The sequence below is a fragment of the Corynebacterium sp. TUM25020 genome, assembly GCF_056388495.1.
Genome location: NZ_JBWJFG010000001.1, coordinates 72,584 through 97,857, shown reverse-complemented (window position 1 = coordinate 97,857; position 25,274 = coordinate 72,584). Strand labels below are relative to the sequence as shown.

Genomic DNA, 25,274 nt, shown 5'->3' with positions numbered 1-25,274 from the left:
CCAAAACCGCGAGAAATGCCCCTTGGGCGGTGTTATTGTTTACAAAAGGTTTCTACTGGCCCCCACCATTAGTTACCCATGTTACTCACGTGACAAATGTTACTCGTGTGACTATTGTTGTTGGTATCCCTGTCTAAACCGCACTAGACACAACAGATTTAGACCCCGAAAGGTTCACCGTGGCTTTCTCTCGACGCTTGACCCGTGCCGCTGCTGCACTGACCACTGCCTGCGCACTGGCAGTCCCGACCGTGGTGGCTCCCGCAACCGCTGGCGCCCAGGTACAGGGCTCCATCGATCACCTGGGCCGCCCCGCGCCCCACGTCCTGAATCAAATCGAGGCTTTCGCCAACAACCCACAGCTGCCACCGAATGTGAAGGCTTCCCTCAAGAAGCTGGTCGGCTTCTTCCGCGGTGACGGCAAGCCGGGCGTTGACGTTCCTAAGAACGCTCCTGCGTTTACCCAGTTCGGCTGGCCGACCGTTTCGGGCAAGTGCATCGGCGGTAAGAACAAGGCCGTCGGCACCGCCATGGGCGTCCCCGGCCCCGCTAAGCTTCCACTCCCGGGCATCGGCGCCGGTGAAGTCAACTTCGTCTTCACCGCTATGGGCACCGGGACCGTGGCAAAGAAGCAGACTGCTGCTATGAACGTCCACTGGATCAACATCAACACTGGCAAGATGGGCCGCACCCCACTGCGCTACACCGGTATCAACCCGAAGGGACCAGCCACCGTCAACGGTGTTGCCAAGACCGGTCGCGGCACCGTCATCGCCCTGCTGGAAGGTGGCGTGACCACCCACGAGAAGGAGTCCGGCAACTCCAACTGCAGCTTCCTGCCGACCGCAGCGCTGCTGCACGTCTAAGAGCTTCGAGCTAGACAATCTGGGTTCCCACCCCTTATGGCCGCGCCCTCCGCGCGGCTTTTTTAATATCCCCATAACGCCCTTTTCAAAGCCATGGCTGATCTACACAAAGTTAAGCAAGAGACCTTCGACATCGCCCGGAGGATCAACATCGACCCAAAGGGATACGAACGTTCCGTCGATGCCTACGAGCTATCTACCGCGCAATCTTCCACGACAACACCCCACCCGGTGCTCTACATGCGCCGCCCCACCCCCGGCCACCCACGATTCCACTACCTCGAGTCGTGGCTTGTCCCCCATCTCGATATTCGCCTCAACAAGTTTCATTTCTTCGACGGCATCGAGCCGACGCAGGACCTCTACATCGACATCGCCTTTATTGACATTAATGACGCCACCGCCCCAGCAACCTGGCACACCCGCGACCTTTACGTCGATGTGGTGACGCACACCCCCGGGGCATCTACGCACGAAAAAGTCCAGGTCTTGGACCTGGACGAGTTAGGTGAAGCGCTCCTGGCGGGTTATATCTCCGCCGAAGAGGCACGCCGGGCATTAGATTCCACCCAGCGCCTGCTTGATGGGCTACACAAACACGGCTGCGTGGCCGATTGGCTTGCGACCCAGGGTGTGAACTGGAACGAGAGCCGGCGTTCCTAACCCAAGATCTGGCGGCCCATCACCATGCGGCAGATCTGGTTGGTGCCTTCGTAGATCTGGGTGATCTTCGCATCGCGCATCATGCGCTCCAGCGGGAAGTCGCGAGTGAAGCCGTAGCCACCGAGCAGCTGAACGGCGTCGACAGTGACTTGCATGGCAACGTCAGAGGCAAAAGCCTTGGAGCCTGCAGCCATGAGACCCAGCTTGGCGCCGTCCTCGGCTACACCGCGCTCGGCATTGGAAGCGGCGGTGTAAATCATCAGACGGGCAGCGTCAATCTTCATCTTCATGTCTGCCAGCATGAACTGGGTGTTCTGGAAGTCGGCGATTGCCTTGCCGAACTGCTTACGCTCCTTCACATAAGCCACTGCCTGGTCGAACGCACCCTGTGCGATACCCAGAGCCTGCGCGCCGATGGTCGGGCGGGTGTGGTCCAGGGTCTGCAGGGCGGTCTTGAAACCGGTACCTTCCTCGCCGATCATGCGGGAAGCTGGAACGCGGCAGTTCTCAAACAGTAGTTCTGCCGTTGGAGACCCCTTAATGCCCAGCTTGTGCTCGTAACCGGAAACACTGAAGCCCGGGTCATCCTTGTGCACCATGAATGCAGAAATGCCGCGTGCACCAGCCTCCGGATCAGTTACAGCCATGACGGTGTACCACGTGGACTTACCACCATTGGTGATAAAGCACTTGGAGCCGTTGATTACCCACTCGTCACCTTCGCGGACAGCGCGGGTCTTCATCGCTGCGGCGTCAGAACCAGCCTCGCGCTCCGTAAGAGCGTAAGAAGCCATTGCACCGTTAGCGATATCCGGCAAAACCTCCTTCTTCAGCTCTTCAGAGCCCTGGAGGATCAGCCCCATGGTTCCCAGCTTGTTCACGGCCGGGATCAGGGAGGAGGACGCACAAACGCGTGCTACTTCTTCGATGACGATAACGGCTGCGAGGGAGTCGCCACCCTGGCCGCCGTACTCCTCCGGTACGTGGATGGCGTTGAAACCAGCGGCGTTCAGGGCATCCAGCGCTTCCTGTGGGAAGCGTTCCTCTTCGTCTACGTCCTTGGCATACGGTGCAATCTGCTGCTCAGCGAGATCACGGATTGCCTCGCGCAGAGCAATGTACTCGTCCGGTAGACGGAATGGTTCGAAATCAGGGTTGAAGCCCATGGTTAATTCTTCGCCTCTCTAGCAGTGAAGTTGAGAACGTTCTTTCCCACCGAGTGTAATGCGCTCCGGCGCGTCGGTGATTTGAAAGCGATAATTCCATATGGATTTTAACGCCGGCGCATCGGCCTTTGAATGCTGCAACATCACCGTCCCCTCACCTTTCGATAACAAAATGGGCAGCCTCATTGGCCACATACGCACCAGCCCTTTACAGTGATAAATATGAAGAGCCTACGCCGTCGCCCGGTCACGTTCCATACTCGCAGCCCGCGGGCTGCTTTTACCACCGGTGCTGCCGCCTTGCTACTTGCCGGTACTGCACTGACTTTGGGAGCCTGCGAGGACGAGGACACCACCCCCTCCGAGGCCGCATCTACTCAAAGCCAGAGCGCAAACGACAACTCCGCTCAAACCCTTGCGGATCAGAAAGCCAACAGCACTGGCAGCACCGCCAGCAAGACCGACGACGGCTCCGTCGGCAAGGGTGGCATGTGCGCCACCAACGATCTGGAAATCACTACTGCAGACTCACAAGGTGCAGCTGGTTCTACCCTCGTGAATGTGGTGTTTAAAAACACCTCCACTGAACCCTGTTCGATGCGTGGCTTCCCCGGTGTGTCAATGGTCACCAACCACAATGGCACCCAGCTAGGTAAGCCCGCCCAACGTGAAAAGGGCGCTCCTAGCGAGACTGTAAAGCTCGATCCCGGTACATCCGCCATTGCTGGCGTAAAAATCACACAGACCGGCGCCCTTGACCCTAAGGACTGCAAGGCACAAAAGGCAGATGGCCTCCGCGTGTATCCTCCGGAGCAAACCAAGGCAGCATATGTGCCCATGAAGGGGCTGGAAGGCTGCTCCGGCGACGTAGAGTACCTCTCCGTGCAGCCCGTCAGCCTAGACAACCAAGCGGGCGATCAAAACTAGCTGCATTAGCAAACGGCTTCATTACTCACCGATATCTCACACCCACATCTCACTCCACACACTGTGCACACCACACCTTCCACCCCTCCCCCGTCCCGCTCCTTCACGTCCCGGTCCTCTCGGCCACGCGACCGCAAGTTCACTGCACTGTTAGGCGCGTTGGCCGTTGTTTCGCTTGTCGTCCGTGCTCTCCAACTCAGCCAGCGCACGTTCTATTGGGACGACTTCCTCATCCCAGCCACGTTCGACGGCGGATCCTTCGGTGATTACTTCACTAACTACGACGGTCACCTCATGCCCGCGTCGGCACTTATTCAAGTACTAGCCCATCACCTAGCGCCACTGAACTGGCTGCTCCCGGCCTCGCTTTTGTTGCTCTTTAGCGCCCTTGCTGCGGCACTGTGGGCTGTGTTCTGTATCCGTCTTACCGGTCGCAGCATCACGACCGTAGGACTCTACGCCGCCCTACTTTTCAGCCCTTTTCTCATGGACGCCGCCGGATGGTGGTCCGCCGGCATCAACGCCCTGGCCTGGCAGATCGGCATGGCTGGATTCCTCCTGTGCTTGTTTGCCGCCCATCGGAGTTTCGCCTATAGCTTCGCTGCCACCGTCGTACTGCTTTTAGCACTGCTCTTTACGGAAAAAGCGCTCACCATCGTTCCTGCAGCGATCGCCCTAGCGTTGCTAGCTGGCCTACCCCGGCGCGACCTGCTTCGCTTCTTCGCAGCCCCGGGTGCACTTTTCATCGCTTGGTCGCTGCTCTTCCTAACCCTTTCCCCACTACCTGCTGAAACCCCGGCGCGTCAGACGCTCTGGTCGGCGCTTCCCAATAGCCTCCTCACCACCGTGCTGCCCGGAATGCTCGGAGGACCATTGTCTTGGGATCGTTGGTCCCCGTCTAGCGCGTTTGCCACGGCTCCGCCGTGGTGGGGCATCACCAGCGCGGTACTCATCGCCCTCAGCGTCGCATTGTGGCTACGTCGCGATACTCGCCGTCGCTGCTTGGGGCTGCTGACGATCCTGGCATACCTCGCCATCATCTATGCCCTGCTCAGCCGAGCACGCAACAGCACCGGAACCTCTGGCCTGCTGTTGTGCTCTATGCACTACTTCGCTGACTGGTTTACCTTCGCCGTACTGGCAATCGGTTGTTGTGCACTTTCTTTTGGACGCCCCCACGTCCCCACCGGCCGCTCCACCAACACGGGGACGAGACAACGCCTCTGGGTAGGGGTAGGCGTGATCCTCGTTGCTTTCAGCATCAGTCTTGTTTCGACCTTCACCTGGGTTCGCGCTTGGGACAATGATCGGACCGCGGATTACCTAGCCAACCTGCGCGCTGCCACCAAGCTGGATGGGGCGGGTGAGCCACCGCAGCTCATGGAACAACCAGTGCCACTGGATATTCTCACCCCTGTAGTGAATCCATATGACCGAGTTTCCACCCTGACTGGCCAGCCGGCTGTCACCCAGTTAGACCACGAACCACAGATAATCGACGAATCCGGAAAACTGGTAGCTGCGGAAGTGGTGGCGTCGGCAACAAGCGATCCTGGGAAAGAACCCGAGTGTGGAGTACGTATCCGCGCAGGGCAATCCCGCGCTATCTTGCTGGATAAATCCCTGCCTTTCGGTGACTGGACCTGGCAGCTCAATGCGACGGCAACTACCGACATGACATTGACGATCACCACCCCCAACGGTCTGGAGGATGCCGAACAAACCGAACAGCGTGCCACCCAAGCCCAGGTGGACACACAACTCAAGCCCCGCTGGGTACGAGTTTCGGGCGGTGGCGGAATCCTGCTTGTACGTGCAGAGGTGGCGGATCGCCACAGTCGGGGCGGAGAAGACGACTTCGTATGTATTGGTGCTGGAGGCATCGGCCCGCTGGCGGAAAAGCGCAGCGCGGAATAGAGCTCCGTCCTATCCCGTTGAAAGCAACTGGAGCCGTTTTACGGCTAGCGAAGAAGCAAACACAAAAGGAGGACTGCAAGAATGTCTAACGCTCAGAATGTGATGATCCTCGGAGGCCACGGCAAGGTGGCATTGAAGGCGTCGCCCCAGATCGTCAAGGCCGGCCACACTGTCACCTCCGTAGTGCGCAACCCCGATCACGTAGCAGATGTGGAGGCTACCGGCGCGAAAGCCGTCGTACAGGACATCGAGCAACTAGACGTTGCCGGCTTCGAAAAGCTCTTCGCCGATCAGGATGTCATCATCTGGTCCGCGGGCGTCGGCGGTGGCGACGATGCACGCACCCTGCGCGTCGACCGGGACGCCGCAATCCGCTCCATCGACGCGGCAGGTTCAAAGCGCTACATCATGGTCAGCTACTTCAACTCCCGCGCCGACCACGGTGTGCCGGAGGATCACTCCATGTTCACCTATTGTGAGGCGAAGGCAGCCGCGGACGATCACCTGCGTGATTCGGCAGCCCAATGGACGCTCGTCGGGCCGTCTGCCCTGACGTTGGAGGAACCGACCGGTAAAATCGAGACTCGTGCGCCTAAGGCGGATGGAACCGCCAACGACGGCGATGCACTGAAGTCCAGCCAGGTCTCTCGTGCTGATGTCGCAACCGTCATTGCGCAGGTTGTCGATCGCCCGGAGCTGGCCGGCCACTTTATTGAATTTAATAACGGCGATACCCCCATCGATGAGGCTCTCGGCGCACACGCAGGGAACTAAGCGGGGCTTTTGCCGAAAAATAGCCGAGCACACCCGTTCACTGCTCGGCTCTGAAAGGAAAGAGATTTCACCATGGCAGCTGGCCTTGCGGCTCTGTTAGACGATATTGCTCTTATCGCCAAGAAGGCCGCGGCCACGACGGATGACGTCGCTGCTATGGCGGGACGCACTTCTACGAAGGCAGCCGGGGTTGTTATTGATGACGCCGCAGTCACCCCGAAGTTCGTTGCCGGTGTAACCCCGGCGCGTGAGTTGCCCATCATTTGGAAGATCACCAAGGGCAGCCTGGTCAACAAACTGGTTATCATCCTGCCGATCATCCTCTTGCTCAGTTGGTTGCTGCCTGGCGCCCTTACTCCCCTCCTCATGCTCGGTGGCTTCTACCTGTCCTATGAAGGCGCGGAGAAGGTCCTCCATAAGCTTGGTCTGGGTGGGCATGAAGAAGACACAGCGGATACAGAGAACCCAGAAGACGCAGACACCGCAGACAACGCAGCCCAATCAGAGGATGCGTTGGTCCGTGGCGCGGTATTCACCGACCTCATCCTGTCCGCAGAGATTATGGTGATTTCGCTCAACGAGGTTGCTGACCAGCCCTTGCTGAACCGCACGCTGGTTCTGATTATCGTTGCCCTGCTCATCACTTTTGCGGTCTATGGTCTTGTCGGTCTACTCATCAAGATCGATGACATGGGATTGGCGTTGATGAGCAAGGAGGGTGCAAGCGAGGGGACGAAAAAATTCGGCCGTCTGCTTGTCCAGGGCATGCCGAAACTGCTCACCGCCATTGGCATCATTGGCACTTTGGCTATGTTGTGGGTCGGCGGGCACATTTTGCTCGTAGGTCTAGACGAACTCGGCCTGCACTGGCCCTATGAAACGGTTCACCATGTGGTGGAGCGCGTCGAACACCTCGGTGGCGCAGTAACTTGGTTTACCGAGACCGGCTTTAGCCTGATTTTCGGACTGATCATCGGCGCAATTATCGTGGCGGTGGTCGCTGGGGTGAAGAAACTGCGTTCCCGATAGGCCGGCGCACGACAAAGGTATTTAAAGCCAAAAATACTAGGAGGCTCTGACATGTCCGCCAAGGAAGTAGCCCTCGTCCTCGAAGGCGGGGGGATGCGAAATAGTTACACGGCGGCCTGTATCGACCAGCTGCTAGAACACAATATTGAGTTCGGCTGGGTCGGGGGTATCAGTGCCGGAGCCTCCCACACCGTGAACTTCCTATCCAGGGATCGGAAGCGTGCCCGCGAGTCCTTTGTTGAATTCGGCGGTCACCCGAAGTCTGGAGGGTTTAAGTCTCTCCTGCGGGGCAGTGGCTACTTCAATGCGGAGTACATTTATGAAACTGCCGGCGCACCAGGCAACGACCTCCCCTTCGATTGGGAAACCTTCCAACGTTCCTCCTCCCAGATGTGCATCGGAGCTACCCGTGCCGATAACGGCGAGACGGTGTACTGGCGACGCGAGGACATCAAGGATCTCCCCGACCTCATGCGCAAGGTGCGAGCCAGCTCCACGCTGCCGGGGCTTATGCCCGTGCCGACAATCGATGGCGTGGATTATGTCGATGGTGCCCTTGGAGAGTCCGGTGGCCTGATCCTCGACGTTGCCATCGAAGATGGGTTTGAGAAGTTCCTGGTTCTGCGTACCAAGCCCAAGGGATACGTTCGCCCCGCGCTTCGCAGCCCGCAGCTGGTGCGCGCGCTTTTGCGCAAGCGTCCCGCCGTCGCCCAGGCAATGATTGATCGTCCGCCGAAGTACAATCTAGCTTCCGACAAGATCGCAGAGCTGGAATCAAAAGGGCAGGCTTTGGTTTTTTATCCAGAAAAGATGCAGGTCAGCAATACTGAGCGCCGTCTGGATCGGCTAGAAAAGTCTTGGCAGGACGGGATGGAGCAGACCAAGCGCGAGTGGGATAGGTGGATGGAGTTCCTCGGCGAGGCCTAGAGGAAGCTCAACAGCCCCAACACAATCAACATCGCTGCCACCACATAGCCTGCCAGCGCCACCATCTGCTCCTTGCGATGGCGCAGCCCGTCGATAAACTTCGCCAAACCACTATTCGGTTTCCTTAAAACCATGCCCAGTGCGATTGCAGAGAGCGCAGGCAGGCTGAGTGCGAGCGTGGCGTAAAGAACCACCGTCAGATATTTCGCGAAAGTGCTGATCTCCACCGTGCTTAGATAGGCTAGGCCAGCGAAAAACGGCGCCGACGTTGCGGACTGCACCAGTCCCAGCACCATGCCTGAAAGAAAGGTACTTAGCGATGCCCTACGGAGGGGCTTAGCCAGACGGTTGATCATAGGGCTCGGGTCGCCGCCTCGTAGCGTCAAAAAGGCACTAAGAAGACCGATTGCAATAAGCACCAGGCCAAAAATCGGCGACGCCAAAGCCGTCTGCACGACATCCTCAATGCCATTAAAGAGCAGGAGCGTCAACAAAGACAGCAGGAGTACGCCACACCAGTCCCCCGCCACCAGCACGGCAGCAATAGGGCTGTAACGCCGCGGCTGCGGATGCATGACTGCAATAGCGAAAAGCACGCCGATTAATAGGACGTTGACGGAATCAGCCAACGCGAAACTCACGGCGTGCAGCATGCGACAAAGATCCTTTCGAGGGCTCTCCGCGATACCTCAATTGGTGTGCGGAGAAGGTTGGAACTCTAGCGAACTTTAGCCAACCTTGCGACCGTGAACAAGGAAGTACACGGCGCCGCTCACGACGACCAGCCCGGCCAACATTGCATACATGGCCTGGTAGCTGGTGGAAGAAACAATCATGCCTAACAGGATAGGACCAAAGCCGACACCCACATCCAGGAGCAAGAAAAGCGTGGAAATACCCGCGCCCATCTGGTGCGGCTCCACCGCCTTAACAGCAATCGCCTGTGCGGCTGGCATCAGCGAACCATAGCCCAGGCCAGTGAGAGCACCGGCCAGGATGACCATCCAATCCTGTGTAGACGATGCCAGCACCACCAAAGCAATCGCGAAGGTCACCAATCCCAGATAGACGACGATATTGTCGCCCTTTTCATCCTGCACTTTGCCCAAAACGAAACGCATGACCAACGTAACCAGGGCATAGGCAAGGAAGAAGTATTGGGCACCGGTGACCAGATCGTTTCCTTCGGAGAAGCTGTTCAGGTAGGTGATCACTCCGGCGTAGCAAATACCGACTAGCAGCATGAAGAAACCGATGGGGGCAACCTTGGGATGCACGATCGCCGACAGGTTGAAGCTGGGGCGGTGATGATGAGCTCCGTCCTTAGGCTCTGGCGAACGAACCAATAGCGACAGCAGGAACGCCACAACGGACATCCCAATTACGACCTTGAACATGGTGGAGTAGCCAACCGACCCTACCAACCACAGACCCAGTGCCGGGCCAATAGCAGTGGCCAAGGTGGTGCCTAGAGCAAAGTAGCCCGTGCCCTCCGCCCGGCGCGCACTCGGAATCACAGACTGGGCAACGGCCATCACAGCGGTGCTGGCGAAAGCGTAGCCAATGCCGTGGATGACACGCACCGCAATCAGCAGCCCCAGCGAGTGTGCCGGAATGTAGAACGCGCAGGTTAGGATCACCAGAACCAGGGAGGTAAACAGAACACGTCGACGTCCCACCGCGTCGACGAGAAATCCCGAAAACACACGCGCGCCTGTCGCGCCGATGACGAAGGCACTGGAGGCCAGGCCTGCGCTTGCGTTGTTGGCCGCAAATTCCTTGACTGCATACCCTGCCATGGTCGTAACCAGAACGTAGAAGATCATGAACTGTGCAAAGTTCACCAACCATGCAAAGACAAAAGCCGGTGTTACAACCGGCTCTTTTGCTGACGTGGACGTGAGAAACACCCTCTTTTAACTTGTAGACTTAGCTGCGCCCTATGGCTCCTATTAGTTCAGCTGTGTTTTTACGAAAGGCAGATTATCAAACATCTGCAGCCCTTCGGGCGACTGCCTCCCACCTTGTTTTAGGCAAGTAGCACCCGTTCACCCACACTTGGTCTCCAATATGCTGCCTCAGCTGCAGTGATCGACTTGAGCTCCCGCGGGGTGATCTGAGACAGGGCGTCAATATAAGAAGGAACAACATCCCTCGGCAGCCGTAGCCCCACCGTTAGATGCGGCACCCAGCGTGGGCCTCGTCCGTCAGGGTTGAGCGCGCTCAGCTCGCGGGCGGCATTTTCCAGCTCATCGGTGGCTTCCAATAGCCACGCAACGGTTTGCTTCTTGCCTGTGCCGAAGACGACCACTCCCCTACGTTCAAGCTCGGAGGGGACGGCGCCAGGCAGGATTTCGCGGGCACGTTCCACAACATGCGGGGCCATGTTCGGGGAGAACGTGACTGTGATGTGTGGAGTCTGCCGTTGTAGAGGGAATCCACGATTGGCGAGTTCGTCGAAGACGCCGCGGATGATGGCGCACTGCTCGTCGGGCAGATTTAGAAGGATGTTTTCAGGTGAATTGACGGACATTGTCCCCATCCTATCTGGCCATGACCAGTGCACCGAGAGCGCTTTCGCCCACGAGAAGAGCTACTTAATGGACACGTACTCGGGCAGGTCCGCAGGCTTGTCCAGCGGCTGTTTTTTCGGATTCATATCCAAGCCCAACTCCTTGGCAAAAACCAAGCGGGTCGACTTGTAGACACGCTCGTCGGCCTCGTCCAGCTCGAACACACGGGCACCTCGCAAGGTGTGCATGTCCCAGGTGCCGTCATGCAGACCATAGGGTCCGAACCCGGTGCCTGGGCAGTAGCCCAGCTCTACACCGAAGTAGTTGCCGTTGAATGAATTGATGTGGTCATGGCCGCAGTAGATACCCAGCACGTCGCCGCGCTCGCGGACGGCGGAGTAGATGCCAGGATTGAAGGCACCGACGTAGACATCCTCGTTCTTTACCCCTTCGATGCCATGGCGCTTCTTCGCCTGGCCGTGCTTGATGGGGTCGTTATTGTAGGGGCCGCCGAACCACATATCGCGGTGCTCATAGGTGGGAATGTGGAAATACATCAGGCCCGGGATTTTCTTGCCGAAACGCTCTTCGTAGCTACGGGAGGTATCGCGGTACCACTGGATCTGGTCACTATGGATGTAGTCATAGCCCGGAATCTCCTTGGTCTCCTGCCCCGCAAGCTCCTCGCCGATGTAGTTGCCGGAATCCAGTAGCCAGATGGCAAATGCTGGGTTCGGATTCGCGTTGCTCTGAACCAGCAGCGATACGTTGGATTCGCCATGAATCGGATCGTCGGCAACGTTGAGGTTGTACTTGTACTTGCGGACAAAGTTCAGCAGTGCGATCTCGTCGGCCTGGGTGCCGTCTTCCATGGAGTCTTCGTCGTGATTGCCGAAAGTAATGGCCCACGGGATTTTGCGGGACTCCATCGGCAGCACCACATTATTAACGGCCTGGAAAGCCTGCTCGGTGGTCTTCGGCCCAGACGAAATCACATCACCGTTGATCAGCGCGAAGTCCGGTTTTTCCTGGTCGAGGACTTTGCCCATGAATTCAATGGTGCGGCGGTCCGTTAGATGGTCATCCTGGGTGTCGTTGAACTGCACGATCTTGAACTTGCCGTTGCCATTGAACTTCAGCGGCATGTCTGCTCCGGTGCCATTGTTGTCGCCACCGCTACTGTCGCTGCCGTCGTTACCGTTGCTGCCGTTTCCGCGGCCTGGACCAAAGCTGGAACCGGCCAGCGAGCCAGCCGACGAACTCCACGCCTGCGCCTGTGCTGCCGGCGCCAATGCCGCGGTGACGCCCAACGCTCCCGTCCCGGCCAGGAAGTTACGGCGGTTTACGCTCATTTTATTGGGCGCTTTCTGGTTTTCCGGCTGCTGCGAGTTGCTAGGCGAATTGTTGGACGAGTTTGTAGACACGATAGATGTGCTCCTTTTCTGCGAGAATTGAACTCCCACAAGTTATCGCCAATAGGTAAGCGCGAGGTTGCCTGAAGATGAATTCATAACAATCTCACCACGCAGTCGCCGCCCCCCTTTCCACTCTCGGCTTGACCTTGCCCCTGCGACAACCGGAAGGATCTTTCCCATGACCGAATACACGATTGGCGATGCAGCAGATTTCTTGGGAGTGACGCCCAAAGCCCTGCGCCACTGGGATTCCATCGGGCTTCTCACCCCGCAGTGGCGCACACTGGGCGACTACCGGCTCTACACCGAAGATGATCTGCGCATTGGTGCGGCCATCGTGCTGTACCGGAACATGGGCTTCAAACTGGCGGACATTCCCGACCTGATCGATACCCCTTCCGAGGCAGCGCTGGATCGTGCACTCCGAGCCCACCGAGCGGCGCTGACACAAAAGCTCGACCAGGTGAAGAGCCAATTGCGTGCGGTCAGTGACCTAATAGATACAACGAAGGTGGAAGGATACACCATGGAACAAATGAACAGGATCAAGAAGTACTTCGGCGAAGACATGCCTGCCTATCAGGAGGAAGCACGCGAGCGTTGGGGGGACACTCCCGAGTACCAGCAGGCTCAAGAGAAGCTGAATTCGCTGGGCGATGAAGATTTTCAGGAAATCAAGGACGACCACGACCGCTTCGTGGCTGAACTTGTTGCCGCCCGAGATGCGGGCGTCGCACCCGAAAGCGACAAGGCACAGGCTCTGGTTGAGCAGCACCGCGCAACGATCAACCAGTGGTATGACGTCACTACGTCGCGCCAGCTGATTCTGGCTCGGATGTACGTCAGCGATGAGCGATTCGCCGATGCCTACCAAGGTGCTCAGGAATACCTGCTGTCCCTGGTGGAATACCGCGCACAGCAAGAGGGAATCACGAACCCTAGCTGGGACGACTAGTCCACGGAGGACGCATCGGTATTGCTACGATTGCGCCATGAAGGGCTACCGTATCGGCGAACATGCACTGGCGATCTATCTATCCTCTATCGCGGGCTTTGTCGATACGCTGGGGTTTTTGTACTTGGGAGGGTACTTCCTTTCGTTTATGTCGGGTAACACCACGCGCCTGACGGCGGCAGTAAACGCGGGGAAATGGGAGGTTGCTGCGACAGCGGGCGGCGTGATGGTGCTGTTCTTGGTCGGCGTGGGAATTGGGGCTCTGATCAGCCAACTGGGACATCGGCACTTGCCACGCACGCGCACTCGTGAGGCGATCCTGTTGTTTATTTGTGCAACCTCCACTCTCGCATCGGTGATGGTACTAACGGGGCACGAGCAGCTGGCGGTGTACAGTCTGTCGTTCACCGTGGGTGCGATGAACTCTACGTTCGAACGCGATGGCGAGGTAAGCATCTCGCTGACATATATGACCGGCACGCTGGTGAAGATGTCGCAGCGATTCGTGGCCGCTTTGTTCGGTGGGCCACACATCGACTGGATACGCTACTTCGCGCTGTGGGTGGCGCTGGCTTGCGGGGCACTGCTGGGCGGCTGGATGTATGTTCAGGCGGGTCTGCACGCGGTACTGGTGGTGACGGGCATGCTGTATGCGGGAACCGTGACTGCGCTGGTGTACCGCCAATGGCGGCGCAACCGTGGGCTCGCGGTTTAGGACTGGAGCGCTAGAGCTCCCAGGGGTTCAAATATTGCACACCCATCGGCTCAAAATCCTTCTGATTTCGAGTCACGATTGTCAGCCCATGCACACGCGCGGTGGCAGCAATTAATAGATCAGCCTGGGGCCGGGGATCCGGAACATTCAAATTGGCCGCCTCTATAGCCACTCGCTCATCAAAAGGAAGAACCCGACCTTCGAACAGCGGAAGTAAATCCTGAGTGAACCACTTCTGCAGCCGCTGCCCCTGCACAGGATCGGTGTGATTCTTTCGGGAGATACCTAACTTCAGCTCATAGATAGTGATCGCAGAGAGATATTGGCTGTGCAAGATCTGCGCATTAACCCACTCAAACACCCTGGGATTTACTTTCCCGGGCGGCTTCCGGAGTTCGCTGACCACATTCGTATCGAGCAGGTAGTTCATAGCTCGGGCACCCGCGGTTCGAAGTCCATCCTTACGTCCTCGAGGTCAATGTCCTCTTCCATTTGCAACCGCGAAGCCCAGCCTTCATTCGAGCCGGAGATCTTCCTGTAGTCATCAATGGAAAGCAATACGAAGGCCGGCTCACCCCGATCAGTAATAACAACGGGCCCCTCACTGGCCTTCCTTTTCGCGTAACTCACATCCTGATTGAACTCACGCGCACTCACGCTAGTCATGAGAACCCTCCTTTTGTAGCAACGTACCTACATTCTAACTAACCAACGGTACTTTCAATACCCGCTGTTAGAAACGCCCTGTTTTTATCTTTGCAACACATTGTTGCTCAAGTCTGTGTAGCGACTGATGAACCGCTCACCTCCCCCAACCTCAACCCCAGGGATTTTCATCATGTTTCTAGCCTTGCGCGAAATGCTTTTTGCGCGCACCCGCTTTCTTCTCATGAGCGTCGTGTTGGCGCTCATGTCCTTGCTGGTCGTCATCATCTCCGGCCTCACAGCCGGATTGGTTAACGACGGTGTTTCCGGCCTGAAGGCAATGGATAGTGACGTCATCGCTTTCGCCGATGGCCCCCAGACGGACTCCGCTTTCACCCGCTACATCGTCAACGTCGACGCAGCCTACCTGCCCCTCGACGTCTGGCAGGAAATCCACGCTGGCGCATGTAAGGGCGAAGAGATAAGCCCGTAGGCGTACAAGGAAATCTCCGTCATCGTCGGTGCACTCATCGCCGTCGGCCTCGAAAGCTTCCTGGAAACCACGGCCATGCCCTACGCCACCGAACTCGGATCCGTCCTCAGCGGCAGCGCGATCCTCTTCGTATCTAGCCTGATCGGCGCGTTGATTGCCGTCGTCCGCGTCACCCGCACCAACCCACTTGCAGCCCTAGGAGAGAACCGATGAGCCCCGCCTCGCATCTTCCCGCCCCGCACGTTCCGACCCTGGAACTTAAAGACGTCACGGTGACCTACAGTACTACTTCGCTTTAGGGATCAATGCAGCCCACGTAGGCGTACCAAATACCACTGATACGGAGATCTCACAGGCATGACCATAACTTCGGCCCAGCTTGACGCTGTCATTGCCGCAACCCGCCACATCCCCGAATCAAACTTCACCGCCTACCGCGGTGGTTACCCCCAGGAGATCAGCACAGCCCTTATCGATGCTGTGTTCTCAATCCAGGCCCAATACGACTCCGCTACACCTGGCAAAGGCGTCAGGAACCGCGTGCAGGCCTTCCGTTCCGCGAACCCGAGTGCGATTAATAATCTGTCGGCACTGATCGACTTGGGCACTGAACACGTAGTGCAGATGATAGGGAAGGGAAAACCGGACGCCGCTTGAAAGCGGGGGCAGTACTTGAGGCTGCTGCCGGATACGTGGCTATCGGGGTGAACAATGCCACACGTCGATTGCCTCCGAGTATGCCTGGCTCGGGATATGAGGAAAGTCCGGGGAGTTCGCATCTCTTTCACGGCACGTCGCATCGCATCCCCTCTCCCGGCCGCTCGCCTATTCCATATATAAGAAGAACAGATATAGCGCTGAATAGACTGTCGACAAACAGCCATGCAGAATAATTTCAGGAATCTTCCTGCATATTTACAAGATTTCCCAACTATTCAACCATTTTTCATTCCCAAAGGAACTATCTCGCGCTAAGTTCATTTCTAACCATTCACCACAGCGAAAGATGACCCATCATGGCCAAACCATCTCGCACTATCACCACTCTCCTATTCGCCCTCACCCTCGGCATCGGCTTCACCCCCACCGTGCAAGCTCAGCCCACACAACCACCAGCAGCCGCCAGCACACCAGCCGACAACAACGCCGATTACGTCGCACCCGGGCGCGAAGATCTCGAACCGGCAGAACCAGGCTTCGACGACAACAACGTCGATAACCAAGCGGGCAAAAACTGGCACCCCACCACCAACCCCAAAAGCAAAGTCATCCCAGGACAGATGCGTTCCGATAAAGAAGAAATCCCTGGTGGTTTCACCAAAGAACAGGCCAACCGCGCCGAGGTCCAAGAAGCTAAAGAACAGGCCACACAGGCACGCTCTGGGATCCAGACTTTTGCCGTTGTCGATACGTGCCGAACGTACTGGCCCAGCCCGTTCAAGGTCTGCGGAAAGATCCGCGAAAAGTACGACTCCCTCGGCGGACCACAAAGCTTCCTAACCTGGCCAAAATCCGACGAACTGAAGGTTCCCGATGGCGTGGGGCGCCGCAACGAGTTCGTCAACGGATTCATCTACTGGCACCCTAATACCGGTGCTCATTCGATCACCACGCACTTCTCTGTCGCTTGGGCACGTATCGGATGGGAACGTGGACCGCTAGGTTACCCCACCACTGACGAATTTGGCCTGTCTGGCAGTATCGGGCGTAAGCAATCCTTCGAGCACGGCCACATCTACGGCTCATTGGCAGGACTGGCCACAATCCACGGGGCGATCTACGACAAGTGGGTGCAAACCGGGGCAGAAAAAGGCCCGCTTGGCTACCCCACAGGTGATGAAACAAAAACCCCTGACGGCATCGGACGGTTCCATAACTTCACCCGCGGGAAGATCTACTGGCACCCACAATATGGAGCACATAGCGTTGTGGGAGCACAGCAGTTGATCTGGGAAGCGAGCGGACGTGAGCAAGGTATCTATGGATACCCTACTTCCGAACAATTTTTGGACAGTAAAGGAAATGTTGTTCAAAACTTCTCAAAAAGTCGACTGGATCTAAGTGTGTACCTAGGAAACACCGCCACTACACGAGTGGGAGAGAAGCTACTTAACGATAAACTAGTTGCTCTTTATCCTGAGTTGGCTAGTGGGGGGAATGTGGAGATAGGCGCACGAAATGACCTTGTCGCCAATGCAGAAACTAGAGATTCTCGTGTAGTGGGCGGAAAAGAGGTAGTGACAATCATTCCAGTCCCTAGCTACTATGTATATGACTGGCATAGAGGAAATCTAAACGACTACTGCACATCTAGCCCTGATGAATACTCTGGAGGAGTAAAGAATGCAGATTTCAGAGGACCTTGCGCTATTCATGATATGTGCTACCAGGCAGTTTCTCGAGGAGAAAGGACCCAATCATTTTGTGATGAAAGGTTCCACTCGCAGCTATTGCTAACCTGCGAAGGCGTATACTCACAATACAGTGTAGATAGGTATCGGTGCGGAAATGTAGCCCAGGTTTACTATCAAGTCGTAAAGAATGCTCCTCATGATTTTTAAGGAATAATTAATTTGATAAAGCGCATTCTTTTCTTGCCGATCATTGAACTTATTCTTATTTCTCTGTCCTTGTTTGGCTTATCAAGATGGATCATAATGCCTTTTTATGACCCATCTTACGGTACGGAGAGCCAGTTTTTTGATTCCTTCAATCAATCTCTTGTAATAATCTCGGCAATTTCTGCCCTTTTGGGCATTTTTCTTGCGGTAATTGCCCCAAATAAAATCGCTACAGGGTGGGCGATCATTGCCGCTGGAGCGGTGGCTGTCGTACTTGTTAAAAGCATGGCAGACAATAGCCCTAACATTGGCGGAGGTCTCATATTTTTAGTCAGCGAAGTCCTCCTGTTGGCAGGGTTCTCCATGGTCGTTAGGTTCTATTTGATCTCTCTATTAAGATAATCCATACTGTTTGACTACTGCTATAATAGGTCAGATTATCCAAGTCCGCTATCGATATGATCGACCTGACCATGGTCTCCTTAAGCCAAATCCGTAGTTCGCGTTGGCTTGCCAAAGCAGCTATACAGCGTTGTTCGCCCTACCTTCAAAACGTCGTGCGACTTCCGCTTTCGGTACACCAGCATCCACCCATGCATGCGCCTGATCAACCTGCTCCGCAGTAAGCGCGCGGGCACGACCTTTGTACACCCCTCGCTCGAGCAATCCCCTCGGCTTGACGCTCCCTAATGATTGAGCGTTCAAATTCCGCCACCGAACCCAGCAGCCCGAGCATCAGCTTGGCGATCGGGGTGGAGTCCTTCGAGTAGATCTGTCCCTCCTTGAGGAACTCCACCGACACCTCTTTGCTGACTAACTCGTCAACAATGGCATACAGATCCGTTAAGGACCGCGCGCACCGATCCATCGACGCGACCACAAGCTGATCCCCCGCACGGACATACCGCATCGCTTCATCAAGACTAGGCCGCTTTCGTGAACCACCACTAGCCCTATCTGTGTAATAGGTGAAGACCTTCTCCGCCTTGAGTTGCTCAATCTGGCGATCAAGATTCTGATCCTTCGAGCTCACCCGGGCATAACCCACCTTTTGCCCCGAGATCACACCCAACTGTTCCGTGATCTCTAGAGGCAGTGACGGTTCTGTTCCGTTAGTCATGGAGCCAACCCTAGCCAACAGGAAATCTTGTCATTCACAAAGTGTTCGCTTGGGGTACACCGACGGTGATTCCCAGATCACCGCGTTGGACAAGGTGAACCTGACCGTCGAGCCCGGAGAGTTCGTCGCCGTCGTCGGCCCTTCCGGTTCCGGTAAGTCCACACTGCTGGCCGTTGCTGGAGCGCTGACCAACCCAGCCTCTGGCAGCGTCAAAGTCGGCGACGAAGACATCACCAAATACGATGACAAGGAACTAGCCCGCATTCGCCGGGACTACATCGGCTTCGTCTTCCAATCCTCCGGCAGCCTGCCCGGCGCCCTCACCGCCGAGGAACAACTGGAGCTCGCCGCGCGCGTCATGGGTAAACACGGTCGTTACTCTGGTGCGGAGCTTTTGGAGAAGGCTGGTATGACGCCCCGAGCTAAGCACCGCCCAGGAAGTCTGTCGGGTGGCGAACGTCAGCGGGTGGGCATCGCCCGAGCTCTCGTCGGCGCCCCACAGGTGTTGCTGGTCGATGGGCGCTTGAGCCCTACCTCCAACTAGGCATAAGACAACTAGGCAACTGGGTAACTAGACATCCAAATAGGCAGCTACGCAGGCCGAAAAGCGGGTAGTAAACTAGGGCACTATGCCGAAGATCACGGAGACGACAGTAGCCGAGCACCGCGCGGTCCAGCACCGCGCAGTGCTGGAGGCCGCCGAGCGGCTGATCGTTGCTGGCGGCGGCAAGGTTCCCTCCCTGGCAGAGGTGGCCGCCGAGGTTGGCCTAGCCCGCCCCGCCAGCGCCCGAAGAGCGCTTCTGCGCCTACGTGGAGGCGATGCTCGATCTTTTCGTTCACGGTTCCTACGGCCCTCTGATGGCCGCCGCCCAGCTCTTCCCGGAAGCGTTTGCCGAGGAAAAGGTACAGAAATCGCACGCTGGTTTTAAGGAGATCGTGGATAGCTTCTGCCCCGGTGTTTCCTCCATTGACATCGGATTACTGAATGCGGCGGTGGTGAGGGCGTCAGAAATGGCAAAAACCCCCGAAGACCTCGAACAAGCAACGGCAACACTGCATCGCATGGCGCGCGCCATTGTGACGGGTTAGCCCGTCGCCACGAGCGCCTAATTACTTAGTTCTGTAGGGACAAACGCTGGCGACGTTGTACGCTTAACCTCATGCGAAATCGCCTTGTTGCACTCTCCGTTGCCGCGTTGACGGCCCTCTCGCTTGCAGCTTGTTCGGATAACGAGACTCCGCCTGAGCCGAGCGCTGCTCAGCATTCGAAGGAGTCCGGCGAAACTTCCGCCGCAGGACAAGAAGGCACCTCGGAAGAAGGGCAAAATGATGAGGCCTCTGGCAACACAGATAACACTGGCAACAGAGCGAAAAAGCGCCCCAACCCCTCAGCGCCCAGCACTCCGAAGCCCGATAAGGTCGAGCTTGCCCCGAATGAAACAGCCTTAGAGGGCAAGCTGATGAAGGTGCGCTTCAGCGACATGACCCCACCGGAGGACTTCGCACGAGTGGCGGACATCGTGGACGATAGCGTGGACTACTACGCGATCAAACTCGATCCGAAGAAGCCCGTGACGGCGAAACTGGGAGCGGGTATTGGCACCCAAACTCCCGAATGGGCCATCGTTGGTAGCAGCAGTATGCCAAACGAAATGAACTGGGACTCCATGGTCGGGCACAAAATCCGCGTCATCGCGCACCGGGACAACATGACCTTCGCGACGGACCCATCCGCTCCCCCGACGGCGGTGACGGTCAAGAACTCGGACTATAAACCGGAGATCCTCGACTAGTTGGCGTTAGCCTTCATCGCTCCGTATGTCGCAACCAAGCAAGCACTGCCTTTACACGGCGATTAGCATCCTCGGGTGCAAACCCAAGCTTCATAAAGACGCTGGCAACGTGCTTGCTCACTGCTCCTGCGGTCAGCACCAATTCATCCATGATCTCCGAGTTGCTCAGACCACGAGCCATTAAAGCAAGGACTTCCTTTTCCCGAGGAGTTAACGCAGCCAGGCCGGTTCGTCGCGCCGAAAGTAGGGCAGATACAACCTCTGGATCGACGACGGTTCCTCCCCGAGCAACCTCGTTAAGAGAGTGAACGAATTCGTCCACGTCAGAGACGCGTTCCTTCAAAAGATAGCCAAAGCCGCCGTGCTCCAACAGCCGATCGAGGTAGCTCGCCGCAACATATTGGCTTAGCACCATAACTGGTTGGGAAGGATACCGTTTGCGCAGATCATATACCGCGCGCAGACCATCATCAGTCATGGTGGGAGGCATACGTACATCGGTGATAATCACATCGTATTTCTGCCCATTTTCATCACTCGCCATCGTGGCATTTCGCAATTCTGACGCATCGACCACCGTCACGACTTCATGCCCTAGCGCCATTAGTAATTGTTCTAGCCCGGCACGAAGCAATGCAGAGTCTTCTGCAAGCAAGATCTTCAATCTATTCTCCACTAGGTTGATTTGGGGGATTCCGACAGAGGCAGTTCAAGAATCAACCGCGCACCAGAATCATTTTCAAGCGAGCTTTCACCATCCTTAATGTTCTGGAGTTTCACCGTTCCACCAAGTGCAGCAGCACGCTCACGCAAACCTGCGATACCCGTACCGCCCAAGTGGCGTAAATCCTTAGAAGGGGTTTCAATACAGCCCACCCCATCATCTGTAATAGATACCCGTAGCCGATTCGAAAAAGCGACCTTCACGTCAACGTGCTGAGCTTCGCCGTGTTTCGTTGCATTCGTCAAAGCTTCGGCAACGCAGTGGTAGGCCAGTAGCGCCATTGTTTCGTCCAACTCCGGAGAGCTACCTTCGACCTGCAAAACAGCGTCGACCCCTGCGTGTGCGATTAGCTCTTCAAGGGCTGCAACCAGCCCTCTGTCAAAGAGCACCTGCGGGGCGATTCCTCGCACAGTCGCACGTAACGCGCGTAGCGCCTGGGAGGCATTGTGTTCTGCATCCTCCAATGCTATCTCCATAACTTCAGAGGAAGCCTGATTCTTGTAATGCAATTTTGCTGTAGCGAGGTTGAGTTTTAGCGCTGTCAAATATTGTTGTGGCCCGTCATGGAGTTCACGCTCGATGCGACGGCGTTCGCCAGAAAAAGCGTCGATAAGAGTGGCACGAGAAGCAGCGAGTTCCTTATCGCTAGGAGACAGCGCAAACCGAACTACAGCTATTGACGCCGCGGAAAGCAGTCGCGAGAAAATCATCAAAAGACCAATAGCAATGGCGCCCAAACCCCAAGAAACCACGAAAATAAGAATTGGATTTGAGGTGGACCATTCGCCCAGAGAAAGCTCGCCGACAGGTAGGAATGGGATGGCAATTAGTACTCCTGCAAAGAAGCCCAAAGAAACCCATGTAAAGAAGGCAGCTGCAGCAAGCACAAGTTGCATCACCAGATGAAAGAACTGTGGCCAGTCGAACCAGTGGCTCGCTTTGCGGTACGGGACTTCTACGCCCATCCACAACGCTCCACGCCTGCAGACAATATCTGCCCCACGTGCAACAAGGGGAATCCAAGGCAGCATCAGCAACGAGATAACGAATCCAGGTACGAAAAGGAGCGCGAGCACTGCACTCCAACCCAAACTCTTCAACGTCTTCATCGATGTCAACATTAGTGGTCGCCTTTGAGAAAAACGGTAGAGCCAGCTCTACCGTTATGTAGGTAGTTGGCTCCATGGCTTCCATACTGTGTGGCTGGTCGGATGAGAGTATGCAGAAATCAAGAACAAGCAGTCATGCCACCACCGCATCAGCTAGCTCACCAGTCTCTCCGCAAGCGCTCCAAGCTCATAACCTTACGAAGCGATTCGGTAAGCACAAGGTGCTAGACGGTCTCGAATTGAGCATTAAAGCTGGTGAATTTGTCGCCATAATGGGCCCATCTGGAAGCGGCAAAACAACACTGCTCAAAATTCTATCCGGCTTAGACAAGCCTTCATCAGGCACAGTGAATGCTCCGGACCGTACAGAGCGCGCCTTCGTCTTCCAGGATTACAACCTGCTGGAATCCCTCACGGCAAGGCGCAATGCGATGCTTACCGCCAGGTTTAGTGGGCGCCGCTGCTCCATGGCTCAAGTCAAGACAGTCTTTAATTCATTGGGACTCAAAGGATTTGAAAACTATCTGCCAAATCAACTCTCCGGAGGTCAACAGCAGCGTGTAGCCGTAGCTCGTGCGTTGCTTGCTAACGTTCCATTCATCTTTGCTGACGAGCCCACGGGAGCTCTCGACGATCAAACTGCTGATGTGGTGTTAAGGCATCTCAAAACGGCAACTCAATCAGGATCGACAGTGGTAATGGTTACGCACTCCCAAAGAGCAGCCGCATATGCGGACCGCGTAATTGATCTCGCTAAAGAACCTCTGGCCACTCCTGGGAGCAAAACTCATGATTGTTTGGCTTAAAGACCTAAAGTCGAATTGGTTGTCATGGCTGGCGATTTCAATCACGATGCTCGTTTCCTCCGCTAGCTGCAGTCTGGCAATTTCGATGATCTCCGCAGATGGCAAAGACGCAATTCCCCTTGGCGGAACGATCCTTGGAATGTCAATCTGTGCCATCGTTCTAGTCACGTTTAGTCAGATGCGTTTGACCATCGAAGAACACCAACCGATTTATCAGAGTTGGCGCATGGTCGGCATGCCTGGGTGGATGATCAACCTCCTAATACTCGGCCAAGTTGCCGTAGTTAGTGCTACTACCTCTTTAATCGGGGCACAACTCATTCGCCCAGCGCTGAGCCCAGCAGTCGAGGCCCTTCGTGGTGATGGTATCCCCATGCCTGACCTATCGGTTGATGCCTCTGTGGTGATGTGGGTCGTACTTGTTTGTGGTGGGGCCGCTATAGCTGGCGCACTGCTACCGCTAAAACAGATTTTTCGACCACAAACCGACTCTCACCCGTTGTGGATCACAGTCCGAAGCGCGGTTGCTACGGTCGCTATTACCGGATGCAGTATTGGAGGCGCCTGCATCGAGAAAACAGAAGATGTACTCGCCTGGGCGATGGGAATGTCAGTCCTCATACCGCTACTATTGCCCTGGCTGCTGCCTCTTCTTGACCAGTGGACACGTGTACTCGGCATTGCAGGAGCCAACGTTCGCGTCCGACGTAACTTCTCCTCGCCTCATATCGTTCCATGGGTATTGTTCGGAGGCCTCATCATCAGTGTGGGTTCAGGGCTTCGATTAATCAAGGACGCAGAGCCTGGGAGCTCAATGTCGGCATGGCAAGTTTTTGTGGTTGTCCTTGGTCCAGTCCTTGCCCCCAGTATCGTTGGCGCCGTAATGACTTCGCTCATTATGCATGCCCGAATCAAAAGGGATATCCATGGGCTTCGCCTTGCAGGCGCGCCCAGTAGGTCCTGGATTCTAATTCAAATAGGCGAAGCATTTGCACTCACCGGAACGGCTGCAATGGTGGTTTTGGTGTTCACGGTTCTGACCGTTGGCATAGTAAATGACCACCTCACCGGCTTTGTTTCTTTCCATGGGATTTGGTGGACAGCCTTTGCCAGCACCTTCGCTGCAATGTTTTTGGCTCTATGTAGTGTCAAGTTGGCGGTAGCAACAATCCGGACAGCAGTCGATGACGCTTTGCCCGGTGCATGCGTCCGCCGTCGACTAACGTTCAGCCGCACTATCGAGTGAACCAAACCAGCTTCATGACAAAAGAAAACGCTTTTCATATAAGGTGAGCAACATGAGTTCCCCCAGCGATGTCTGGTCCGCCAGCGATTACGCCCCGACAGCTGCACGCCTACGACCGATCTCTAAACTGGTCGCCGCGGAATTGGCCCGGCGCTTGCCCACCCCTGCAACGGTTGTCGACATCGGATCGGGGCACGGCGATGGCGTCGCAGCGCTCGTCGCCGAAGGCTACACCGTGACCGCTATCGAGCCGACCGCCCGAATCCGCGCGATCGGGCAGCGCAACGCGCCAAACGCCACGTGGATAGACGCACTGGGCGAAGCCACCGGCTTGGATGACTCGTCCGTTGACGCCGTCACGAGTACTTTTGGCTCAATGTTCTGCGATCCAACTCCCGGAACGACAGAATGGGCTCGCATTTTGCGTCCGGGCGGCGAGCTTGTGATGACCGCCTGGAATCAAAAGGGTTTCCTCGCCACAATGACAGACGCAATGATGGAGACGGTCAATCCAGGTTCCTCCAAGCAGACCCCACCGCACATGGCCTGGGGCATTGACGAGGTGGCACACGAGCGTCTGTCGCATTGGTTCGAAAGCATCCACATCGAGCACCGCGAGCTGGAATGGTCCTTCGACAGCGTTGAGGACGGTATGCGGCTATACCGCGAAGGCAGTCCAACGCATGCATGGATGGCCGAATGCATCGGCTCTCACCGAGAAGCGTTGTGGACTGCATTGCGCGATCACCTCGAAGCCCATGCCGACACGTCCGGACGCGTCAACTCCACGACCGGCTACGTGCTCATCACAGCACGCCGTCGCTGATCGCCGGGATTCTTGCAGAGAGATCGCCGGAAAATTGCAGAAAATACGGCTTAGCTACACGTTGAACTTGAACTCGATGGAGTG

At 56.4% G+C, this 25,274-nt stretch carries 27 protein-coding genes and 2 pseudogenes; 19 read left to right on the top strand and 10 right to left on the bottom strand.

All coding sequences use genetic code 11. The annotated features are described in order from the left end of the window. Positions 1-179: 179 nt before the first annotated feature. Both AC05K6_RS00495 and AC05K6_RS00490 read left to right on the top strand, forming a co-directional pair. Positions 180-866 carry an Rv1157c family protein gene (locus AC05K6_RS00495; protein WP_476727458.1) on the top strand — a complete coding sequence of 229 codons (687 nt, stop codon included), beginning with the start codon at positions 180-182 and terminating at the stop codon, positions 864-866. Positions 867-959: 93 nt separating this feature from the next. Further along, positions 960-1,529: a DUF402 domain-containing protein gene (locus AC05K6_RS00490; protein WP_476727457.1), complete on the top strand. Its 570-nt coding sequence runs from the start codon at positions 960-962 to the stop codon at positions 1,527-1,529. Here AC05K6_RS00490 and AC05K6_RS00485 read toward each other — a convergent pair. Further along, entirely contained in the window at positions 1,526-2,695 is a 1,170-nt protein-coding gene (locus AC05K6_RS00485) for an acyl-CoA dehydrogenase family protein (RefSeq protein ID WP_293789650.1), read from the bottom strand. The genes AC05K6_RS00490 and AC05K6_RS00485 overlap by 4 nt on opposite strands. A gap of 222 nt (positions 2,696-2,917) precedes the next feature. Here AC05K6_RS00485 and AC05K6_RS00480 point away from each other — a divergent pair, with 222 nt between their 5' ends. The 5 genes from AC05K6_RS00480 to AC05K6_RS00460 all read left to right on the top strand — a co-directional run bounded on the left by AC05K6_RS00480 (position 2,918) and on the right by AC05K6_RS00460 (position 8,269). Continuing rightward, positions 2,918-3,622 (top strand): DUF4232 domain-containing protein, encoded by a 705-nt coding sequence (locus tag AC05K6_RS00480; RefSeq protein ID WP_476727456.1) that lies wholly within the window; start codon positions 2,918-2,920, stop codon positions 3,620-3,622. Positions 3,623-3,781: 159 nt separating this feature from the next. Further along, on the top strand, positions 3,782-5,539 hold the full coding sequence (locus tag AC05K6_RS00475; protein WP_476727455.1) for a hypothetical protein: 1,758 nt from the start codon (positions 3,782-3,784) through the stop codon (positions 5,537-5,539). An 81-nt stretch (positions 5,540-5,620) separates the two neighbouring features. Further along, a complete protein-coding gene (locus tag AC05K6_RS00470; RefSeq protein WP_293789643.1) occupies positions 5,621-6,313 on the top strand; it encodes an NAD(P)H-binding protein in 693 nt (230 codons plus the stop codon). A 72-nt stretch (positions 6,314-6,385) separates the two neighbouring features. Next, entirely contained in the window at positions 6,386-7,342 is a 957-nt protein-coding gene (locus tag AC05K6_RS00465) for a DUF808 domain-containing protein (RefSeq protein WP_476727454.1), read from the top strand. A gap of 51 nt (positions 7,343-7,393) precedes the next feature. Then, positions 7,394-8,269 (top strand): patatin-like phospholipase family protein, encoded by an 876-nt coding sequence (locus AC05K6_RS00460; protein ID WP_476727453.1) that lies wholly within the window; start codon positions 7,394-7,396, stop codon positions 8,267-8,269. On the opposite strand, the gene AC05K6_RS00455 is transcribed toward AC05K6_RS00460, so the two are convergent. From AC05K6_RS00455 to AC05K6_RS00440, 4 genes are all read right to left on the bottom strand, one after another. After that, positions 8,266-8,922, bottom strand: a complete 657-nt coding sequence (locus tag AC05K6_RS00455) for a hypothetical protein (RefSeq protein WP_293789634.1) — start codon at positions 8,920-8,922, stop codon at positions 8,266-8,268. The genes AC05K6_RS00460 and AC05K6_RS00455 overlap by 4 nt on opposite strands. Before the next feature lie 75 nt (positions 8,923-8,997). After that, the gene (locus AC05K6_RS00450; RefSeq protein WP_293789632.1) at positions 8,998-10,179 is read right to left on the bottom strand and encodes an MFS transporter; all 1,182 of its coding nucleotides are present in this window, start codon (positions 10,177-10,179) and stop codon (positions 8,998-9,000) included. Between the two features lie 119 nt (positions 10,180-10,298). After that, positions 10,299-10,802 (bottom strand): 2'-5' RNA ligase family protein, encoded by a 504-nt coding sequence (locus AC05K6_RS00445; RefSeq protein WP_476727452.1) that lies wholly within the window; start codon positions 10,800-10,802, stop codon positions 10,299-10,301. A 60-nt stretch (positions 10,803-10,862) separates the two neighbouring features. Further along, entirely contained in the window at positions 10,863-12,134 is a 1,272-nt protein-coding gene (locus tag AC05K6_RS00440) for a metallophosphoesterase family protein (RefSeq protein ID WP_476727451.1), read from the bottom strand. Positions 12,135-12,375: 241 nt separating this feature from the next. Here AC05K6_RS00440 and AC05K6_RS00435 point away from each other — a divergent pair, with 241 nt between their 5' ends. Then, complete coding sequence (locus AC05K6_RS00435; protein ID WP_476727450.1) at positions 12,376-13,152, top strand: MerR family transcriptional regulator; 777 nt, start codon at positions 12,376-12,378, stop codon at positions 13,150-13,152. 37 nt (positions 13,153-13,189) lie between these two features. Continuing rightward, positions 13,190-13,867, top strand: a complete 678-nt coding sequence (locus AC05K6_RS00430) for a YoaK family protein (protein ID WP_476727449.1) — start codon at positions 13,190-13,192, stop codon at positions 13,865-13,867. A gap of 10 nt (positions 13,868-13,877) precedes the next feature. Here AC05K6_RS00430 and AC05K6_RS00425 read toward each other — a convergent pair whose 3' ends face one another. Together AC05K6_RS00425 and AC05K6_RS00420 are read right to left on the bottom strand one after the other, a co-directional pair. Beyond that, a complete protein-coding gene (locus AC05K6_RS00425; RefSeq protein WP_473964134.1) occupies positions 13,878-14,297 on the bottom strand; it encodes a PIN domain-containing protein in 420 nt (139 codons plus the stop codon). Continuing rightward, complete coding sequence (locus AC05K6_RS00420) at positions 14,294-14,533, bottom strand: type II toxin-antitoxin system Phd/YefM family antitoxin (protein ID WP_284804622.1); 240 nt, start codon at positions 14,531-14,533, stop codon at positions 14,294-14,296. Before AC05K6_RS00420 ends, AC05K6_RS00425 begins: the two co-directional genes overlap by 4 nt. Positions 14,534-14,705: 172 nt before the next feature. Between AC05K6_RS00420 and AC05K6_RS00415 the strand changes: the two are divergent. The 4 genes and pseudogenes from AC05K6_RS00415 (at position 14,706) to AC05K6_RS00400 (ending at position 17,968) form a co-directional block, all read left to right on the top strand. Beyond that, positions 14,706-15,218, top strand: a pseudogene (locus AC05K6_RS00415) (hypothetical protein). A gap of 144 nt (positions 15,219-15,362) precedes the next feature. Beyond that, positions 15,363-15,662, top strand: coding sequence for a hypothetical protein (locus AC05K6_RS00410; protein ID WP_434819699.1), 300 nt, complete (start codon positions 15,363-15,365; stop codon positions 15,660-15,662). Positions 15,663-16,021: 359 nt separating this feature from the next. Next, positions 16,022-17,566, top strand: coding sequence for a hypothetical protein (locus AC05K6_RS00405; RefSeq protein ID WP_476727448.1), 1,545 nt, complete (start codon positions 16,022-16,024; stop codon positions 17,564-17,566). 12 nt (positions 17,567-17,578) lie between these two features. After that, entirely contained in the window at positions 17,579-17,968 is a 390-nt protein-coding gene (locus tag AC05K6_RS00400) for a hypothetical protein (RefSeq protein WP_476727447.1), read from the top strand. Between the two features lie 205 nt (positions 17,969-18,173). Here AC05K6_RS00400 and AC05K6_RS00395 read toward each other — a convergent pair whose 3' ends face one another. Then, positions 18,174-18,686, bottom strand: coding sequence for a recombinase family protein (locus tag AC05K6_RS00395; protein ID WP_434819697.1), 513 nt, complete (start codon positions 18,684-18,686; stop codon positions 18,174-18,176). Here AC05K6_RS00395 and AC05K6_RS00390 point away from each other — a divergent pair. From AC05K6_RS00390 to AC05K6_RS00380, 3 genes and pseudogenes are all read left to right on the top strand, one after another. Continuing rightward, positions 18,685-19,203 (top strand): annotated as a pseudogene (locus AC05K6_RS00390) (ABC transporter ATP-binding protein); the annotation flags it as partial. The gene AC05K6_RS00395 and the pseudogene AC05K6_RS00390 overlap by 2 nt on opposite strands. A gap of 302 nt (positions 19,204-19,505) precedes the next feature. Continuing rightward, positions 19,506-19,775, top strand: coding sequence for a hypothetical protein (locus AC05K6_RS00385; RefSeq protein WP_473964136.1), 270 nt, complete (start codon positions 19,506-19,508; stop codon positions 19,773-19,775). 71 nt (positions 19,776-19,846) lie between these two features. After that, positions 19,847-20,479 (top strand): hypothetical protein, encoded by a 633-nt coding sequence (locus AC05K6_RS00380; RefSeq protein WP_473964137.1) that lies wholly within the window; start codon positions 19,847-19,849, stop codon positions 20,477-20,479. Positions 20,480-20,492: 13 nt separating this feature from the next. Here AC05K6_RS00380 and AC05K6_RS00375 read toward each other — a convergent pair whose 3' ends face one another. Both AC05K6_RS00375 and AC05K6_RS00370 read right to left on the bottom strand, forming a co-directional pair. Beyond that, entirely contained in the window at positions 20,493-21,143 is a 651-nt protein-coding gene (locus AC05K6_RS00375) for a response regulator transcription factor (protein ID WP_476727446.1), read from the bottom strand. A gap of 11 nt (positions 21,144-21,154) precedes the next feature. After that, the gene (locus AC05K6_RS00370; protein ID WP_434819693.1) at positions 21,155-22,324 is read right to left on the bottom strand and encodes a sensor histidine kinase; all 1,170 of its coding nucleotides are present in this window, start codon (positions 22,322-22,324) and stop codon (positions 21,155-21,157) included. Positions 22,325-22,386: 62 nt separating this feature from the next. On the opposite strand from AC05K6_RS00370, the gene AC05K6_RS00365 reads away from it, so the two are divergent. From AC05K6_RS00365 to AC05K6_RS00355, 3 genes are read left to right on the top strand one after another with little or no spacing between them, the layout of a single operon-like run. Further along, positions 22,387-23,118 carry an ABC transporter ATP-binding protein gene (locus tag AC05K6_RS00365; protein WP_434819692.1) on the top strand — a complete coding sequence of 244 codons (732 nt, stop codon included), beginning with the start codon at positions 22,387-22,389 and terminating at the stop codon, positions 23,116-23,118. Continuing rightward, positions 23,102-24,364 (top strand): FtsX-like permease family protein, encoded by a 1,263-nt coding sequence (locus tag AC05K6_RS00360; protein WP_476727445.1) that lies wholly within the window; start codon positions 23,102-23,104, stop codon positions 24,362-24,364. Before AC05K6_RS00365 ends, AC05K6_RS00360 begins: the two co-directional genes overlap by 17 nt. Positions 24,365-24,416: 52 nt before the next feature. Next, on the top strand, positions 24,417-25,190 hold the full coding sequence (locus AC05K6_RS00355) for a class I SAM-dependent methyltransferase (RefSeq protein WP_476727444.1): 774 nt from the start codon (positions 24,417-24,419) through the stop codon (positions 25,188-25,190). The last annotated feature ends 84 nt before the right edge of the window (positions 25,191-25,274 follow it).